11 protein-coding genes and 3 tRNA genes are annotated in these 18,615 nt (G+C 62.6%); 7 read left to right on the forward strand and 7 right to left on the reverse strand.

Annotated features, from left to right (window positions below; genetic code table 11):
• The first annotated feature begins 67 nt into the window (after positions 1-67).
• Both S4A8_RS10635 and putP read left to right on the forward strand, forming a co-directional pair.
• Entirely contained in the window at positions 68-1,996 is a 1,929-nt protein-coding gene (locus S4A8_RS10635; protein ID WP_353220134.1) for a CotH kinase family protein, read from the forward strand.
• Between the two features lie 210 nt (positions 1,997-2,206).
• Positions 2,207-3,700: a sodium/proline symporter PutP gene (gene putP, locus S4A8_RS10640; RefSeq protein WP_353220135.1), complete on the forward strand. Its 1,494-nt coding sequence runs from the start codon at positions 2,207-2,209 to the stop codon at positions 3,698-3,700.
• Positions 3,701-4,129: 429 nt separating this feature from the next.
• Here the strand turns inward: putP and putA are convergent, their stop codons facing one another.
• The 4 genes from putA to S4A8_RS10660 form a co-directional block, all read right to left on the reverse strand.
• Positions 4,130-7,327, reverse strand: coding sequence for a bifunctional proline dehydrogenase/L-glutamate gamma-semialdehyde dehydrogenase PutA (putA, locus tag S4A8_RS10645; protein WP_353220136.1), 3,198 nt, complete (start codon positions 7,325-7,327; stop codon positions 4,130-4,132).
• 359 nt (positions 7,328-7,686) lie between these two features.
• Positions 7,687-7,762, reverse strand: a tRNA-Glu gene (locus S4A8_RS10650).
• 5 nt (positions 7,763-7,767) lie between these two features.
• Positions 7,768-7,843, reverse strand: a tRNA-Ala gene (locus S4A8_RS10655).
• A 59-nt stretch (positions 7,844-7,902) separates the two neighbouring features.
• Positions 7,903-9,036, reverse strand: coding sequence for a DegT/DnrJ/EryC1/StrS family aminotransferase (locus S4A8_RS10660; RefSeq protein ID WP_353176064.1), 1,134 nt, complete (start codon positions 9,034-9,036; stop codon positions 7,903-7,905).
• An 86-nt stretch (positions 9,037-9,122) separates the two neighbouring features.
• On the opposite strand from S4A8_RS10660, the gene S4A8_RS10665 reads away from it, so the two are divergent.
• From S4A8_RS10665 to aspS, 4 genes are all read left to right on the forward strand, one after another.
• Positions 9,123-9,197, forward strand: a tRNA-Val gene (locus S4A8_RS10665).
• 143 nt (positions 9,198-9,340) lie between these two features.
• Entirely contained in the window at positions 9,341-10,690 is a 1,350-nt protein-coding gene (locus tag S4A8_RS10670) for a UDP-glucose dehydrogenase family protein (protein ID WP_353220137.1), read from the forward strand.
• Between the two features lie 37 nt (positions 10,691-10,727).
• The gene (locus S4A8_RS10675) at positions 10,728-11,099 is read left to right on the forward strand and encodes an FmdB family zinc ribbon protein (protein WP_353220138.1); all 372 of its coding nucleotides are present in this window, start codon (positions 10,728-10,730) and stop codon (positions 11,097-11,099) included.
• Between the two features lie 147 nt (positions 11,100-11,246).
• The gene (gene aspS, locus S4A8_RS10680) at positions 11,247-13,043 is read left to right on the forward strand and encodes an aspartate--tRNA ligase (RefSeq protein WP_353220300.1); all 1,797 of its coding nucleotides are present in this window, start codon (positions 11,247-11,249) and stop codon (positions 13,041-13,043) included.
• Positions 13,044-13,217: 174 nt separating this feature from the next.
• Here the strand turns inward: aspS and S4A8_RS10685 are convergent, their stop codons facing one another.
• The gene (locus tag S4A8_RS10685; RefSeq protein ID WP_353220139.1) at positions 13,218-13,616 is read right to left on the reverse strand and encodes a hypothetical protein; all 399 of its coding nucleotides are present in this window, start codon (positions 13,614-13,616) and stop codon (positions 13,218-13,220) included.
• Between S4A8_RS10685 and S4A8_RS10690 the strand changes: the two genes are divergently transcribed.
• On the forward strand, positions 13,609-16,146 hold the full coding sequence (locus S4A8_RS10690; RefSeq protein ID WP_353220140.1) for a beta strand repeat-containing protein: 2,538 nt from the start codon (positions 13,609-13,611) through the stop codon (positions 16,144-16,146). The two genes, S4A8_RS10685 and S4A8_RS10690, sit on opposite strands and share 8 nt — an antisense overlap.
• Positions 16,147-16,287: 141 nt before the next feature.
• On the opposite strand, the gene S4A8_RS10695 is transcribed toward S4A8_RS10690, so the two are convergent.
• Together S4A8_RS10695 and S4A8_RS10700 are read right to left on the reverse strand one after the other, a co-directional pair.
• Positions 16,288-17,763, reverse strand: coding sequence for a DUF5666 domain-containing protein (locus S4A8_RS10695; RefSeq protein ID WP_353220141.1), 1,476 nt, complete (start codon positions 17,761-17,763; stop codon positions 16,288-16,290).
• Positions 17,744-18,583 carry a DUF6502 family protein gene (locus tag S4A8_RS10700; RefSeq protein WP_353176054.1) on the reverse strand — a complete coding sequence of 280 codons (840 nt, stop codon included), beginning with the start codon at positions 18,581-18,583 and terminating at the stop codon, positions 17,744-17,746. The genes S4A8_RS10695 and S4A8_RS10700 overlap by 20 nt, the downstream gene beginning before the upstream one ends.
• Between the last annotated feature and the right edge of the window lie 32 nt (positions 18,584-18,615).

The raw sequence follows: 18,615 nt of genomic DNA on the forward strand, positions 1-18,615 counted from the left end.
CGGGCAACGATCCGCCGTGCTATAGAAAGCGATGGCGTGCTGTCCGTTCATACCCAGGGGGAACAAAATGCTTGAATGTTTGCTTCGCGGCCCGTACGCGCGGCCGTTGATCGCTGTTGCGCTCGTCGGCGCACTGAGTGCTTGTGGCAGCGGCGGTGGGGGCTCCGACGACGATGGGGGTGGCGGCAACGGTGGCGGCGGCACGCCGAACCAGCCCACAGACCCGGTATCGGTACGTGGCCTGGATGCGAACGGTCATATCGTCGACCCGGGTCCGGACACGCCGAATATTTATGCCAACCCCGACGATAGCGAGATCCTGGATATCGATGTGCGAATCCTCGCGCCAACGAATCCCGGCGGGCCTTGTCAGGGCGATGATCCGGCCACGCCCGACGTGGACGAAGAGGACTACAGCGGCTGTACGCTGGCTGATCTAAACGGTGGGGATAACCCGGATGACTTGGGTGATACCGATGGTGATGATGCGTTCGACCCGGAATTAAGAGCTGTTGTCACGATTCCGAGTGCCGATTTGACGCTGTTTTCCGACGAGGTCGAAGTCCGCGGTGCCACCAGCCGGTTAAGCAAGCAGAAGTCGTACAAGGTCGAGTTCGTTGACGACGACAACGACGAATATGCCAACGACTGGTTCGAGATGGAGCGGCTACAGCTCAACAAGCACCCCTACGATCTGAGCCGTATTCGTAACAAGCTGGCGTTCGACCTGTTTCGGGACATCGAAAACTTTCCCAGCCTGCGAACCCAGTTCGTGCATGTTTTTCTAATCGACGAATCCGACCCGGATAACAGTGACGTAACACAGGATGCCGGTCTGTTCACCAATGTCGAGTACATGGACGACAAGTGGGCGCGCTATCACGGCCAGGAAGAAGAATCGAATATCTTCAAGACGGAGGAGTTCTCGTTCCAGTCGCTCGAAGAAACACCGGAGCTGCTTGAACCGGTGGACTCGGATGCCTTCGAAACCGTGCTGGAGTCCAAGGGTGACGATGAGGATCCGGCCAAACTTCGGGAAATGCTTCGCGCTCTGAATGACGAGGGCAATAACTTCAACAATGTCCTGACACGTTATTTCAACCGCGACAATTTCGAGACCTGGCTGAGTATCAACATCCTGCTGGCGAATGCGGACTCCAATACCCAGAACTACTATCTCTACCGGCCTTCGCAGATCGACCAGTTCTATTTCACGCCCTGGGATTACGACGGCGCCTTCGATTTCTACGGCCAGCCTGCCGAGAATGCCGCGGATCGCCCGCGTTGGCAGGAAGGAATTAGCAACTGGTGGTTCATGCCGCTGGTACAGCGCTATATCCGTAACGGCAATACAGCGGCGTTGACCACCAAGGTCAATACTCTGTTCAACGGGCCGCTCAGCCCAGCGAGTGTCCAGACTAAGATCGACAGCTACCCGATCGACGAAATCGTGCAGATATCGACCTCTAACCAAGACGCGCAGTACCTGCCGACCGGCGATGCTGCCGATCCTGCGGCTGCGATGAACGCGGAGATCGATCGGCTACCGGGCACGGTTACGGCTGCGCGTGATCTTTATCTGGAAACCCTCGAACGGCCGATGCCGGTATTCATGGGCGTCGAAGCCACCGGGGCCAATACACTGCGGCTGACCTGGGACGAGTCCTACGACATTCAGGGCGATTCGCTGGTGTATGACGTCCGCCTCGGCACGACGCCCGATCTGGACAATAACAGCGTGCAATGTGATGCCGACGATGACCCGATGCCGGTGATCGATGGCGACGTCTCGTCACGGAATGGATTGACCAGCAACGCGGTAAACGTGACGGTGCCGGGTCCCGGCGACTACTACATGCAGGTGGTCGTGCGCGATAACAAAGGCTACTGCCAAAGCGCGTTCGACTCCTATTATGACGACACGGCAGATACCGTCTATAACGGTATCTACGGGTTCAACTTCGACGGTAATACCGTGACCTCGCTCGAAGACTGAGCGCTTCGAACTGGAAAAGCCGGCCTCGCGCCGGCTTTTCTTTTTGTGCGGGTGTTTGCACTAAGTGCCGAATTTGGCACGTATTGTGTTTTGCGCAACAACGTCGCTTTGCCTTCCGACCGGGCCTACGCGACCTATGTCGACCTTCCCAGTATCAATCGAATATGAAAAGCTACTGACGTAAGACTGTTTTTTATAAGGGGGAATCGCATGGCTATTGGGGTATGGATCAGTCTGATCCTGTATTTCGCGTTGATGCTCGGCATCGGTTTTTATGCGTGGCGCAAGTCCACGGCATCGTCCGAGGAATACATGCTGGGCGGGCGCAATCTGAGTCCGGCGGTGGCCGCGCTCTCTGCTGGCGCCTCGGATATGAGCGGCTGGCTGTTGCTGGGTCTGCCGGGCGCGCTCTATGCCTCCGGGCTGGTCGAGGCCTGGATCGGCATCGGTCTGTTCGTGGGGGCGTTTTTCAACTGGCTGATCGTGGCGCCGCGTCTGCGCGAACAGACCGAACGCTATGACAACAGCCTGACCATTCCCCAGTTTTTGTCCAAGCGTTTCCCCACCCGGGCGATGGCGCTGCGGACCGTTTCGGCGATCATCATCGTGGTGTTCTTCGCCGTCTATACGGCGTCCGGTTTGGTGGCCGGCGGTAAGCTGGTTCAGAGCGCCTTTGGCGAAGTCGTCAATATCGCGTCTTTGTCCGATTATCAGGTCGGCGTGTGGGGCACGCTCGCGGTGGTGCTGGCCTATACCGTAGTGGGTGGCTTTCTCGCGGTGAGCCTCACCGACTTCTGCCAGGGCGTGATCATGATGCTGGCGTTAATCATCATGCCGGCCGTCGTACTATTCGGCAGCGGCGGGGGCGGTTTCTCCCAGGCCTCGGAAACCCTGGCCGGTGTGGATCCCAACTTTTTGTCTTTGACTAATGGTTTGACGTTCTTCGGCTTTCTTTCGGCGGTGACCTGGGGCCTGGGCTATTTTGGTCAGCCGCATATCATCGTGCGCTTCATGGCCGTGCGTAGCGTGGCCGACGTACCCAAGGCCCGTAACATCGGCATGACCTGGATGGGTATATCGCTCATCGGCGCGGTCTGTGTGGGCGTATTCGGCCGGGCCTATGCCGAACGCAATGGCCTGGACGTGGAAGATTCGGAAACCATCTTTATCGTGTTGGCCGATCTGTTGTTTCATCCGCTCGTAACGGGCTTTCTGTTCGCGGCCCTGCTGGCGGCGATCATGAGTACGATCTCGAGCCAGTTGCTGGTCGCGTCCTCGTCGCTGACCGAGGACTTCTATCGTTTGTTCGTGCGGCGTGATGCCAGCGAAGGCGAAAGTGTATTGATCGGCCGTATCAGCGTGCTGATCGTGGGCCTGGTCGCGGCCTTTATCGCGCGTGATCCGAATTCGCAGGTGCTAGGGCTGGTGAGTAACGCCTGGGCCGGTTTCGGTGCTGCCTTCGGGCCGCTGATCATTCTTTCGCTGACCTGGTCGCGGATGTCCGGGACCGGTGCCGTGGCGGGGCTGGTCAGCGGTGCGGTCACCGTGCTGGTATGGATCTCGATGGGCTGGAATAGCAGCTTCCTGGGCGGGCCCGGCATCTACGAGATCATTCCCGGCTTTGTCGTGTCGTGGTTGGCGATCTATGCAGTAAGTCTTGCCACACAGTCCAGCGGTGAATACCGGGCCATCGAAAAAGCCTGATCGCAACCGGGATGCGGGTTTGAAAGCGCCGGGCCAGTCATGGCCCGGCTTTTTTATGCCTGCGTGCATGGCGCTCGAATACTAATTCCGCCCGGCTCGATGGGCGGCCCGCAGCCGGCTGAGCGCGCTCGCGTGAGAGCTGGCGGACAGGCGGCTATGCGCTCGGCGCCGGCTGACCCGTGCCAGGTCGTCGCCTTGGTTGGCCTGGTGGGGTAACGGCTCGAAGGGTTAGTCAGACATGCGTACAGCCGTGCCATGGACGCGCTGGCTTATGACGCAATCGCGACGTTGTCGCGACAGTCTGTCGTCCCAACGATTCAAAACATGCGAGCTGAACGGCGCAACGCGCGATTCGTCGCAAAAAAAAGCCCCGCCGGCCCACGCGCGAAGCGCGCACTGACCGACGGGGCTGTCGTAGGCCGCCGGCGCTTATGCGTAGCGCTGCGGCTCCGGCGTCACGAACTGGTGATCGGCCGGTTCGTCTTCTTCCAGCGACATCAGCGAGGCATTGCCGCCAGCGGCGGTGGTATCGCGGCTGATGGCACGCTCGGTGGCGAAGCGGTGCAGGTAGTGCGGGCCGCCGGCTTTCGGGCCGGTGCCGGATAGGCCTTCGCCGCCGAACGGATGCACGCCCACGACCGCGCCGATCATGTTGCGGTTCACATAGGCATTGCCGACCTTGATCCGGCGTACCACGCGTTCGACCGTGGTATCGATACGGCTGTGGATACCAAACGTCAGCCCGTAACCCAGGCTGTTGATCTGATCCACGACCTTGTCTATGTCTTCGGCTTCGTAGCGGATCACATGCACGATCGGGCCGAACTGCTCGTCGCCGAGGTCGTCGATGCTTTTCAGCTCGAGGGCGCGCGGCGCGAAATAGGTGCCGTTGCCCTCGGGCGGCGTGCAGGCATAGATGGTATCGAGCTTCTGCTTGGCTTTTTCGGCATAGTCGGCCAGGCCATCCCGGGCTTCGGCATCGATGACCGGCGTGACATCGGTCGACAGCTTCCACGGGTCGCCGATCGACAGTTCGGCCATTGCGCCGGAGAGCATGGTCAGCAGGGTATCGGCGATATCATTCTGGACATAGAGCACGCGCAGCGCGGAGCAACGCTGGCCGGCGCTCTGAAAGCCCGAGCGGATGACATCGGCCACTACCTGTTCGATGAGCGCGGAGGAGTCCACGATCATCGCGTTCTGGCCGCCCGTTTCGGCGATCATCGGAATGAGCGGGCCGTCGCGCTCGGCCAGGGTCTTGTTGATGGCCTTGGCTGTGGCCAGCGATCCGGTAAAGGCAATGCCCGATACACGCTGATCGGCGACCAGCTTGGCGCCCACCGAGGGGCCGTCGCCGGGCAGGAAATACAGCACGTCGCGCGGTACGCCGGCTTCATGCATCAACTGAATGGCACGATAGCCGATCAGACAGGTCTGTTCGGCGGGTTTGGCGATCACGGCATTGCCGGCCGCCAGCGCCGCAGTGACCTGCCCGGTGAAGATGGCCAGCGGGAAGTTCCAAGGGCAGATGCATACGAACACGCCGCGGCCGACCAGCCGATAGGTGTTGCGCTCACCAGTCGGCCCGGGCAGCAGCATCTCGCCATCGAATTCGTCTTCGATCTGGCAAGCGTAATAACGACAGAAATCCACCGCTTCGCGGACTTCGGCCACGCCGTCGCCGATATTCTTGCCGGCCTCGCGCGCGCACAGCGCGATCAACTCGGCGGTATGACTCTCGAGCAGGTCGGCATAGCGGCGCAGTATGGCCGCGCGCTCGCGGCCCTGGGTTGCGCTCCAGCGATCGGCGGCCGCAGCGGCGCCGGCCAGTGCTGTTTCGATGTCGTCTTCGTTGGCCCAGACGACATCACCTACGCTGATGTCGTTGTCCGCGGGGGACTTCACCGCCACTGCGCTGCGATCGTCGAAACTGGTTTTGTTCTCGCCGAGCAACGGCACGCCGCGCCAGGTTTGTGCGTCCGCGGCGCGCATGCCCTCGGCCAGCGCATCCAGCTCGCGAATGTCGGATAGATCCACGCCCTTGGCGTTCGGGCGGCGTTCGCCATACAAGTTATGGGGCAGGGGGATACGCGGATGCTGGGCCTGGTCCTGTTTTTCGGCGGCGAAAACCGGATCGGCCACGATGTCTTCGACCGGCTCGTCTTCGTCGACCAGACGATTGACGAACGAGCTGTTAGCGCCGTTTTCAAGCAGGCGTCGGACCAGATAGGCCAGCAGGTCTTCGTGCGCGCCGACCGGCGCATAGATACGACAGGCCGCGCGACGCTCGCCTTTTTCCACGATTTCTTCATACAGCTCCTCGCCCATGCCGTGCAGACGCTGGAACTCGAAATCGGTGCGCTCGCCGACGGCCTGGCGGATATAGGCCAGCGTATGCGCGTTATGGGTGGCGAACTGGCCGTAGAACACGTCGGATGCGTCGAGGATGTGCTGTGCACAGGCCAGAAAGGACACATCGGTGTTCATCTTGCGGGTGAATACCGGATAGCCGTCGACACCGGCTTCCTGAGCCCGCTTGATTTCGGTATCCCAGTAGGCGCCCTTGACCAGACGAATCATGATGCGTCGGTTATGGCGGCGGCCCAGGTCGGCCAGCCAGTCGATCACGTCGAGCGCGCGTTTTTGGTAGGCCTGAACGGCCAGACCGAGGCCCTGCCAATCGGCGAGATCGTCTTCCTGGGAAACACAGGCGAACAGTTCCAGCGACAGATCGAGACGCGCGGCTTCCTCGGCGTCGATGGTCATGTTGATATTATGCTTGGCCGCCAGGCGGGCCAGCTTGAGCAGGCGCGGCAACAGCTCCCGGTGCACGCGCACGCGGTGGCTGAGCTCGTAGCGGGCGTGCAGGGCCGAGAGCTTGACCGACACGCCCGGGGATTTTTCCGGGCCCAGGCCGCGGCTGGCCTTGCCGCATTCTTCGATGGCATGCCAGTAGTCATCGAAGTAACGCTGCGCATCGCCATCGGTACGCGCGGCTTCGCCGAGCATGTCGTAGGAGTAGGTGTAGCCGCGCCGTTCCAGAGATTTGGCGTTGCTGATCGCTTCCTCGATGGTGCGGCCCATCACGAACTGCTTGCCCATGATGCGCATCGCCTGGCTTACCGCCTGACGGATGAACGGCTCGCCGCTGCGTTTGACCAGTCGTTGCAGCACGCTGCGGAAGTTGCGTTGCGGTGAATCCTCGTAGCGCAGAATACGGCCGGTGAGCATCAGGCCCCACGTCGAGGCATTCACGAACCAGGATTTGGACTCGCCCAGATGCGATTCCCAGTTCGAACCGCCGATCTTGTCATCGATCAGACGATCCACGGTGGTCGCATCCGGAATACGCAGCAGTGCTTCGGCCAGACACATGAGCACCACGCCTTCCTGGCTGGATAGCTCGTATTCGTGCATGAACGCGTCGATACCGCTGCCGTGCGCGTTTTTCTTGCGTACCGCCTGTACCAGCTTGGCCGCCTCGGCTTCCACGCGCCGGCTGGTATGCGGCGACAGCCGGGCGATTTCGATCAGTCGATTGACTTGCTCGGCCTCGTTACAGCGGTAGGTTTCGAGAACACCGCGGTAGGCGTCGTCGTCAATCTGGCTCGGGCGGGAATAATCCATTACAGCAACGCATTCACTGGGAAAACAGGCTTTAATTTAGCGCGCGGGTCGTTGAGGTGTCGAGCCGACTATAGGCGCATGGGGAACATGCACAGCGCGCACATTGCGCGGGGTTCTGGTACGGGTCGAGCCAGCTACGGCTTTAGCGCTTGAAGTCAGCGTGTTAGCCAAGCACGCCTGGATTGGGTAAGGGTCGCGCTGGAACGACGACAGGCGGGTGCAGCCACGCGCGTTGATGATGTCTGCGCGAGGGCGGCGTGGCATCGCGTTCGACCGCCGTGCCCGGCGCTCGGCCTGGTGGCCCTTGTTCGAAGCAAAAAAAAGCCGCCCGACCTTGCGGTGGGCGGCTTCTGCCGTAATGGCGTCCCCAAGGGGATTCGAACCCCTGTCGCTGCCGTGAAAGGGCAGTGTCCTAGGCCTCTAGACGATGGGGACAGTTTTGGTGGAGCCAGGCGGGATCGAACCGCCGACCTCAACACTGCCAGTGTTGCGCTCTCCCAGCTGAGCTATGGCCCCTGATCTGCAGCGAGGGCGTATTGTAGAGATTGCTTGGCCCCTTGCCAACCTCTACAGCACTATTTTTTTAATACGTTTTTCAACGCGTCCACCACACGGCGCTGATCGGCGTCTTCCAGATAGGGGTGCATGGGCAGACTCAGCACGCGTTCGGCCGCGCGCTCCGACTTGGGAATCGCGACATCCGAGTACAGCGGCGGCTGGCGATTGAGCGGCACCGGATAGTAGACCGCGCTTGGAATGCCGGCGTCGTTAAGCGCCTGGCGTACCTGGTCGCGATTGTCCACTTCGATGGTGTACTGGGCATAGACGCTGGTGCAGCCCTCGGCAATGACCGGCGCGTGCGCCACGCCCTCGAGCAATTCGGCGTAACGTTTGCCCACCCGCGCGCGACGTTCGACTTCATCGTCGAAGACTTCCATCTTGGCCAGTAGTACCGCGGCCTGAATGGTGTCGAGACGCCCGTTGATGCCCAGCCGCGGGTGCTGATAGGGCGCGTTCTGGCCGTGGTTGCGCAGTTCGCGCATGCGCTCGGCGAGTGCCGCATCGGTCGTGAAGGCCGCGCCGCCGTCGCCATAGCAGCCCAGCGGCTTGGCCGGGAAGAAGGAGGTGGCCGCGATCGATGACAGACCGCAGGAACGCTTGCCCTTGTAGGTCGCACCGAAGCTCTGGGCAGCGTCTTCGATCACCGGTACGCCGTGGCGTTCGCCGATGGCGTTGATCGCGTCCATATCCGCAGTCTGGCCGAACAGACTCACCGGGACGATCGCCTTGGTGCGGTCGGTGATCTTTTCTTCGATGAGCGCAGCATCGATATTGTAGGTTTCGTCATCTATGTCCACGAACACCGGCGTAGCGCCGAGCAGGCCGATCATCTCGCCGGTCGCGATGAACGTGAACGGCGTGGTGATCACTTCATCGCCCGGGCCAATCTCCAGTGCCATCATCGCCACCAGCAGGGCATCGGTGCCGCTGGACAGGGCGATGCAATGGTCGATGCCCACATATTCAGCCAGTCGCGTTTCCAGGGCTTCGACTTCCGGGCCCATCACGTAACGACCGTGATCGAGAACCGCCTGAATGCGGGCGTCGACGTCCGGCTTGATGCGCTGGTACTGGGCTTGCAGATCGATAAGTTGCATCCGGGCTCCCGCTTGCTGGTCAGAAGTATCAAATCGGCCGAATTCTAGCATCGCCGCCGCCTGACGGGTGCGCGATCGATTTATGCGTTGACCCGCCGTCGCTTGCGCACTAGAATTTCGCGCTCGCAAAGCGAACCGGGCGGTTAGCTCAGCGGTAGAGCACTGTCTTCACACGGCAGGGGTCACTAGTTCGAACCTAGTACCGCCCACCAGAATTGATCGAGGGTCAGGCCAGTCGGCCTGGCCCTTTTTTATGTCTGGATGCCCAGATCGAACTCGCATCCGTGGGCGCGGTTGCGCATAATCGCCGGCGTTTCAACGCGATCTTAGCCATCGACACAATCAAGGGGTCAGCGTGCATATCACGATTTTCGGAACCGGCTATGTCGGCCTCGTCACCGGCGCATGTCTTGCCCAGAGCGGCAACCATGTGGTGTGCGTGGATATCGACGAAGACAAGATCGCGCGCCTGACGCGCGGCGAAATCCCGATCTACGAGCCGGGCCTGGAGCAGATCGTGCACGATAACGTGCGCTCGGGCCGATTGCGCTTTACCACCGATGCAAAAGCCGCGGTTGCACACGGCATGCTGCAATTCATCGCCGTCGGCACGCCGCCCGACGAGGATGGCAGTGCCGATCTGCAGTATGTGCTCAAGGTCGCCGCGACCATCGGCGCGCATATGAACGATTATCGGCTGGTGATCACCAAGTCGACAGTACCCGTGGGAACGGCCGACAAGGTGCGCGATGCGCTGACGCAGGCGCTGAACGAACGCGGCGTGGACGTGGCGTTCGATGTCGCCTCGAACCCGGAATTTCTCAAGGAAGGCGCCGCGGTCGAGGACTTCATGAAACCTGACCGCGTGGTGGTGGGTGTGGACAGCGATCGCGCCGCCGAGCATCTGCGCGCGCTCTACGCGCCGTTCAATCGCCAGCATGATCGCACCATCGTCATGGATATTCGCTCGGCGGAACTCACCAAGTACGCCGCCAATATCGTGCTGGCGACCAAGATCAGCCTCATGAACGAGCTGTCGCAGGTGGCCGATCGCGTGGACGCGGATATCGAACAGGTGCGCAAGGCCATCGGCGCCGACCACCGTATCGGCTATCACTTCATCTATCCCGGCTGCGGCTTTGGCGGCTCCTGCTTTCCCAAGGACGTGCGCGCACTGGCCCAGACCGCGGGCAAGCTCGGCTACGAAACCGAAATCATCAACGCGGTCGAGCGCGTCAACGATCGCCAGAAGCAGGTGTTGTTCGACAAGCTCTCGGCGCATTACGGCGACCTGGCGGGCAAGACCATCGCGCTGTGGGGGCTCGCCTTCAAACCCAACACCGACGATATGCGCGAAGCGCCCAGCTGTACGCTCATGGAAGCGCTCTGGGCGGCCGGGGCGAAGGTGCGCGCTTACGACCCGGAAGCCATGAAGGAAACACGGCGGATCTACGGCGAGCGCGCGGATCTGACCCTATGCGACAACGCCGAGCAGGCGGTCGAAGACGCCGACGCGCTCGTGCTCGTGACCGAGTGGCATATTTTCCGGACCCCGGATTTCGCCGATATCGCTCAGCGTATGCGCGCGCCGGTGCTGGTCGACGGACGCAACATCTACAAGCCGTCTTATGTGGCACAGGCCGGATTCACCTACTACGGCATCGGCCGCTCCGCGGCCAGTGGCGCAACGCGTCACGTCGTATAAAATACGCGCCGTTACAGGTCTTTCAGGGGTTTAGAGCATGCCCATCTACGAATATGTCTGCCGCAACTGCGGCCATGAGCTGGAACGGCTCCAGCGCTTGTCCGACGAGCCACTAACCCAGTGTCCCGCCTGCGATACGCCAGAACTCAAACGCAAGATTTCCGCGGCCGGATTTCGACTCGCAGGCGGTGGTTGGTACGAAACCGATTTCAAATCCGACGGCAAGCGCAATATCGCCGGCGACGACAAGACCTCGACATCCAGCGCCTCGTCGAGCAGTGGCGAAAGCACCAAATCCGATACCGCCACATCGCCGGCCAAACCGGCGGCGGCCGACAAGAAGACCGACACCGCCAGCACGCCCGAGAAAAAGACCAGCACGGCCTCGTCGTCCAAGGCCGATAGCTGAATGAAGCCGCGCGCCGGCCTGGGCGCACGGCAGATCAGTGCCGGCCCGGCGCGCCCGGCCGGCATTGATTCAGTGCATGGCTACCGGCGATGCGGCGCATCTTGCTAGACTCGCGCTCTTTTGCAGACCTCGAAGACGATAGCCATGATGCGATCCCACTACAGCGGCGATGTCAGCGCCGCTGACATCGACAGCGAAATCACCGTCTGCGGCTGGGTGCATCGCCGCCGCGACCATGGCGGCGTCATCTTTGTCGACCTGCGCGATCGCAGCGGCCTGATCCAGGTCGTGTTCGACCCGGACGAACCCGACACCTTCGCGGAAGCGGAAAAACTGCGCAGCGAGTACGTGATTCAGGTGACCGGGCGGGTGCGCGCACGCCCCGAAGGCACGGTGAACACGAACCTGGCCTCGGGCGAGATCGAGGTCTATACCACCGCGCTGACCGTGCTCAATGCCTCGGAAACGCCGCCGCTGCAGCTCGACGACACCGAAAACGTGGGCGACGCCGCACGACTGCGCTATCGCTATGTGGAACTGCGCAAGCCGCGCATGCAACGCCATATGCAGCTGCGTGCTCAGGTGACGCGTGCGGTGCGCAATACGCTCGACGAGCTCGGCTTTCTGGATATCGAAACGCCGATTCTCACCCGGGCCACGCCGGAGGGCGCGCGCGACTACCTGGTGCCCAGTCGGACCCAGCCGGGCCATTTCTTTGCCCTGCCGCAGTCGCCGCAGCTGTTCAAGCAGCTGCTGATGGTGTCGGGCATGGATCGCTATTATCAGATCGCGCGCTGTTTCCGCGACGAGGATCTGCGCGCCGACCGTCAGCCCGAGTTCACCCAGATCGATATCGAGGCCTCGTTCGTCGATGCCGACGACATCATGGCGATCAACGAAACCATGATCCGTTCGCTGTTCGCCGATGTGCTCGACGTAAAGCTGCCCGATCCGTTCCCGCGCATAACCTATGAAGAGGCGATGCGCCGTTTCGGCTCGGACAAACCGGACCTGCGTATCGATCTGGAACTGGTCGATATCGCCGATCTGGTGGCCGATGCCGACTTCAAGGTGTTTTCGGGCCCGGCCAACAGCGAAACCGGGCGCGTGGCGGTCATGCGCGTGCCGGGTGGTGCGAGCCTCACGCGCAAGCAGATCGATGGCTATACCGAGTTCGTCGGTCGCTACGGCGCCAAGGGCCTGGCTTATGTGAAGGTCAACGACACCTCCGCGGGCCGGGACGGCCTGGCCTCGCCGATTCTCAAGTTCCTGTCCGACGCGGCGGTGGACGGCATCATGTCGCGTAGCGGCGCCGCCGATGGCGATCTGCTGTTCTTCGGCGCGGATACGGCCACCGTGGTCAACGATGCCCTGGGCGCGTTGCGCGTACGCCTGGGTCACGATCTGGGCCGTATCGAAGGCGATTGGGCGCCGCTTTGGGTCGTGGATTGGCCCATGTTCGAGTACGACCCCGAGGCCAAGCGCTGGGACGCATTGCATCATCCGTTCACCGCACCCGCGGTCAACGATGCCGACGCGCTGCGCAACGATCCCAAGAATGCGCTCTCTCAGGCCTACGACATGGTGCTCAATGGCACCGAAATCGGCGGTGGCTCGGTGCGTATTCATACCCCGGCGATGCAGCAGGCCGCCTTCGATGTGTTGGGTATCTCGCGCGAAGACGCCGAAGAGAAGTTCGGCTTTTTGCTCGAGGCGCTCAAGTTCGGCGCGCCGCCGCATGCCGGCATCGCCTTCGGCCTGGATCGTTTGGTGATGCTCATGGCCGGCGCGGATTCGATTCGCGAAGTGATTGCGTTTCCCAAGACGCAGACCGCGACCGACCTGCTTACCGGCGCGCCCGGTCTGGCGGACAATGCCCAACTGCGTGAACTGGGTATTCGCCTGCGCGCAACCGGCGACAGCAAGGCCGCGAAAGACAGCTAACGCGCCTGACGCCAATACAGCAAAACCCTTGGGCTTCAAAGCCGGCGCCGCCGAGAGCGGTCGCCGGCTTTGTTGTATCTGGCATTCGCTTTTAACCGTGTGACCCGCACCCAGTAACTGTCGATTCAGAGTTTGGGATAGAAATCCTAAATTATGGGCGGCGCGCCCAACGCGCTACTGCAAAGGGGAATACGTGATGACAGTTTCCAAGCCAATCGGTGGGCGATTGCGTCGACAGGTGCATATTGCGCTCATCGGCACGTCGCTCGCCGCCGTCGTGCCCGGGGCAATGGCGGCAACGATAACCGTGGAGTCGGCCGCTGATATGAGCGGCGCCGGCCAGTGCACGCTGCGCGATGCGATCGCCGCAGCGAACCAGAATGAAATGGTCGGCACGTGCGCGGCGGGTGACGACGCGAACGACACCATCGTTTTCGCCAGCAGCATGTCGGGTTCGACGATTACGCTGGGCGGTAGCGCGTTGCCAACGATCGCCGCCGGCTCGACGCTGACCATCGGCATGTCCAGCGGCGATGATGCCGACAGCGCCAATAATTCGATGGCGATGACCATCGATGCCAACAACCAGAGCCGAATCTTCACCAACCAGGGCAACCTGACGCTCAACGGCCTGACGCTGGTCAACGGTACGGCGACTACCTCCGGCGGCGATGCCGATGCACGCTCCGGCGGCGCCATTCTCAACGACGAAGGCGGCGTGCTGACCGTTAACGGCGGCGCCATGAACAACAACACCGCCGATCGCGCGGGCGGCGCCATCGAAGAAGCCTCGGGCGCGACGGCCGCGAACCTCGATGACGATCCCGCGAATGACAACGTCCGCGTGACGCTCAACAACGTCAACTTCAGCGGCAACAACGCCGGCATGAATCCCGGTAACGGCGGTGCGCTGCACGTGACCGGCAGCGGCGATATTGTCGTCAACGGCGGTACGTTCAACGCGAATATCGCCGAGGAAGGCGGCGCGCTCTGGAACAACGGCGGCACCCTGACCGTGTCGGGCGCAAGCTTCACGCAAAATCGGGCCAACGGCACCGAAGCCGATATGGGCGGCGGCGCGATCTTCGGCCAGGTCGGCGGCGCAAACGGCACGGTGGTCGTATCCGATTCCACGTTCGTGTCGAACATGGCCGGCAACTCGGACGATAACGAAAGCTCAGCCTCGGGCGGCGCCATTCTGGCCGGCGACGGCACGACGCTGACGATCTCTGACTCGGTGTTTCGCATGAACACGGCTCGGCGTGCCGGTGGCGCCATCGAAGTGCTGGCAGGCAGCACGACCACGCTCGACAACGTCACGGCCACCGGCAACGATGCGGGCGCGAGTCCCGGCAACGGTGGCTTTCTGCACGTGACCGGCGACGGCGACGTCGATGTGACCGGCGGCTTGTTCGCACGTAATACCGCGGTCGAAGGCGGCGCTTTCTGGAACAACCAGGGCGCGATGACCCTCGACGGTGTCTCCATCGTCAACAACGAAGCCACCGGTGCCGATGCGACCCAGGGCGGCGGCGGCATCTATGCCGAAGGCAACGACATGGGCGATAGCGGCACGCTCACGATCACGGCCAGCCGTATCGCCATGAACCGTGCATCGGGCACGTCCGGCTCGGGCGGCGGTATTCTGGTCAGCCCGAATGCCACCGCGAACATTACCGGTACGCGCATCTCGGGTAATACCTCCCAGCGTGCCGGCGGCGGTATCGAGAACGCAGGTGGCAGCGTGACGCTGACCGAGGTCACGCTCGGTGGCACGGCAAGCGCTGATGGCAACGATGCCGGCGCGAGCCCGGGCAACGGTGGTGGCCTGCATATCGGCGGCAGTGGCACGACCACGATCGTCGACTCCAGCGTGGGTAACAACAAGGCCGTGGAAGGCGGCGGTCTGTGGAACTCGGGCGGCGGTACGCTCGATGTCGACAACAGCACCGTGGCGCAGAACAGCGCGACCCGCGGGGCCGGCGTGTATCTCGACGGGGCCGGCGGCACCATCACCCTCGACTATGTCAGCGTGACCAATAATCAGGGCAGCGGCGTGTTCGCGGTCGACGGTGCGGGCGGTTCCATTACGGTGAACAACAGCCTTGTGTCCGGTAACAGCCCCGATCTCGGCAGCGGCGTGACCGCCGATGGGGCGAACGGCAACGTCACCGGCGAGGTGGCCTTCAACGGCGCGTATCGCCTGTATGGCGGACCGACCGCGACCCAGCCGTTGGCCACGGACAGCGCGGCTCTCGACACCAACGCCGACTGTGCGGCCACCGCCACCGATCAGCGCGGCGCCGAGCGCGGTTTCGATGCCGTGGATCCGAATAACGGGGACGGCGACTGCGATAGCGGCGCGTTCGAGCTCACCGATGATCCGGTCGTACAGGCAACCCGCCTGAACCTGGGTTCGGCGGTGATCGGCAACGACGATGCCGATGCCGTGGTGCTGGGTGTGCGGCTGGCCAACAACAGCGACACCGCGGTGACGATTGGCGGCTTCTCCGGCTACGTAAATCGCGACGATCGGCTGCCGGCCGGTATTGACCCGAGCGACATCCGTCTTACGGTCTATGCCGACAGCAACGACAACGGCCGCTATGACATGGGCAGCGACATGTCGGTAGGCAGCGCAACCCTGGATGAGGGCTACGACTTCACCGTGACTTTCAACGGTGGCGGTCAGAGCGTGTCGGCCAACGATAGCGCGAGCTACTTCATCGTGGCTGACCGGGTCACTCAGGTCGATGTTGTTGCCGGTGTGGCGACCGTACAGCTGTCCACTTCGCTCTATGCGGGCGGCGGACTGCTTGCGCTGCTCGGTCTGGTTCCTGTCGGCGGCGTGCGTCGGCGTACGCAGTATCTGCTGATCGCGGGCGCGCTGGTGATGATGCTCACCGCCTGTAGCGATAGCGATGGCGATCGCGGGGTCACGATCAATCAGCCGGGCAACGATCGGATGGGCGAAGGCGAAGTCACCTTTGTACTACGCCAGATCGAGGGCACCGGAACCGACTTGCTGATCGGCGACGGGCTGCCAATCACCGGGCCGACCGTTTCGTTCCAGGCACAGGCCACGGCCAACGATTCGAACTAAATCAACGGCGGGTCATTCGTGTACGACCGGCCCGGGTTCTGCCCGGGCCGGTTTTTTTGCATGGGCTATGCGGCGCGCGGCGCCAGCAACCCGCGCGCTGTGTCGTGCCCGCCGACGCGTGCCCGTTTGCCAAGCGATCGCTTACTTTGACGTATCGCGTAGAAGCCGTGCATTGCGCACGATGCTGATTCGTTCGCCGTTCTGTGGGCCGCTCAGGCGTACGCGGCTGCCATTTTTGACACCGGCGAAGAAGCTATCGGCATCGATCTCGTCGCCCTCGGCATTGCGGTACACGGTGGTGTCGTCGGCCAGCTCGGCGGTGACGCCCGCGACCACGATCGTGGCCGTGTTGTCGTTGCGCTCAAATTGCATCACCTGGCCGGATACCGCGGCATTGGACGTACCGGCCGGCAGCCGCTCGAGGCTGCGTACGGTCGCCTTGTCCGCGTCGATATAGAGCTGGACGCGGATCGTGTCGCCACGGACGAGGGTGCCGATGCGCAGGCTGCGGTCGCCGTTTTCGCGGCGCTCGATATAGCGAGTGTCGTCGCGCACATCGATACGCCGGCCGAGCAGCGTAATGGTCCCGGCCGTGGTGTCGATCGTGTCGATATCGGCTTTCAGCATCGCGTTCGCCGGTGGTTCGACACGCACGGTGCGCGCCTTGACCCGGCCGTTTTCGGACACGCCGCGCGCGCTGATATACATACCGTTGGAGAGCTCGCTCGCCAGGTTGTCCAGACGCTGCGCATCGTCGGCGTCCATACGCCAGCCGCCGGCCACGAAATCCGATTGGTCGACATAATCCCGGATCTGGGCACCCACGAGCATCTGTCGGCCCGCGGGGGCCTGCTTGAAAACGCTTACGTTGAGGCGGCTGGCGATCATCGGCGCATCCCGCGATTCGGCCCGTGTGCCGAAGGCCTCGATCCGACTGCCTACGACCAGCGCCGAACGCTCGGGGCGAATCTGTGCATTGGCGAAGTCGATGGTCTGGTCGCCAACGCGCAGGCGGGTGGCCTCGATCGAATCCACCGTGCCTTCGATTTCGAGCGTCGAGTTGTTGGGTACGAATCCGGTCTCGCTACGCCGGATCGACTGGGCATGGACGCGGTTATCGGTCTGGGTGAAGCCGCTCACCGCGATCAGATCGCCTGCCGCGAGTTCCTCGGCTGGCGCGTTGACAAAGACCGTATCGCCGTCGAATTCCACGGTCTGGCCGAGTGCGACCAGGGTGCCGGTATCGCCGTCGGTTTCGATTTGGTCGATCGGGCCGTCGAGGGTGCGCTCGTAGACGATACGCGTGGCCCGTGCCTGGCCGGCGGCATCGACTGTGCCGACCACGGTGACGAGATCGCCCGGGCTGAGCCGGGATTCGGTCACCGGCTCGCCAACGAATACGATCTGGGCGGCGTTGGTTTCGAACTCCACGCCGTCGATATAAACGCTGCCAAACCCCGAGACGATGCCGGTGCCCTCGATCCCGGCCTGTTGGCCGTCACCGTCGTTGCCGCCATCGGAGCCACAACCGGCGACCGTCAGTAGCGCGAGCAGGCTGACCAGCAGCGCGGCCAGCGCGCGCTTGGTCAAGCCGGCGTTATCCAGAGCGGTCATCATCCGGGCTCTCCCCCTTGTCTTCGAAATAATAGATACCCACGCCGGTGCGGGTATGCGGCGTGTGCTCGTCCTTCGGGTCGACCTCATGGCGATCAAGCCAGTCGTCGAGCGTTTCCAGCAGTTGTTGGGCCTGCGCCGAAACCAGACGATGGAATACGGGCAAGGCGCGTTTATCGACGCGCGTATTGAATACCGTGCGCTGAAAACGCGGTTTTTTATCCGCCGCAGACGACAGATTGTGTTCCAGTGTCGACAGCAGATCGTGACCGGCCGAGCCGAGCATGCGCAGGCGTTCGCTATCGCCCAGCCCGGGCAGATAGGCGCGATTGAGCACGCGCACCGTGCCGTCGGTGTCGCGCTCGACCGAGTGCACGCGTTCGAGCTCGTCGAGGATGGCCATCACCGGGATATCGCCGCTGTAGCGCCGTACCAGGGCACTGAAGCCGGTGTGTTCGTCATCCAGTACGAGCGGCCGCGGGGCGCCTTCGTCGTCGGTGAAATCCGGATCCCGATGCCAGCCCGATAGCACGCGCGTGGCGCGGTTTGCGCCGCCCCAGCGGCTGGTGTCGTATTGTGAATCGGCTTGTTCGCGCAGGCGTTTGACTTCCTTGCGGGTCAGCCCGGTCACGATTGCGACATGCGAATCGGTCGCCCGCTTGCCTTCGGGCGTGAACGACTCGCGCGCAACTTCGGCATAAACCGCGCGCACGATCGCGTCGAAGTCGCGATGGGCGATGCCCTGGCCGAGCATGATGCGCACCAGCGGGCGTAGCAGGCGATGCGCTGCCCGCGCGAGCCATTGACGATCGTGTTGGGTCATGGCGCGAGTATAAAGGTCAAGCGCCCGGCACC

The sequence above is a fragment of the Salinisphaera sp. S4-8 genome, assembly GCF_040361235.1.
Classification (GTDB): Bacteria; Pseudomonadota; Gammaproteobacteria; order Nevskiales; family Salinisphaeraceae; genus Salinisphaera.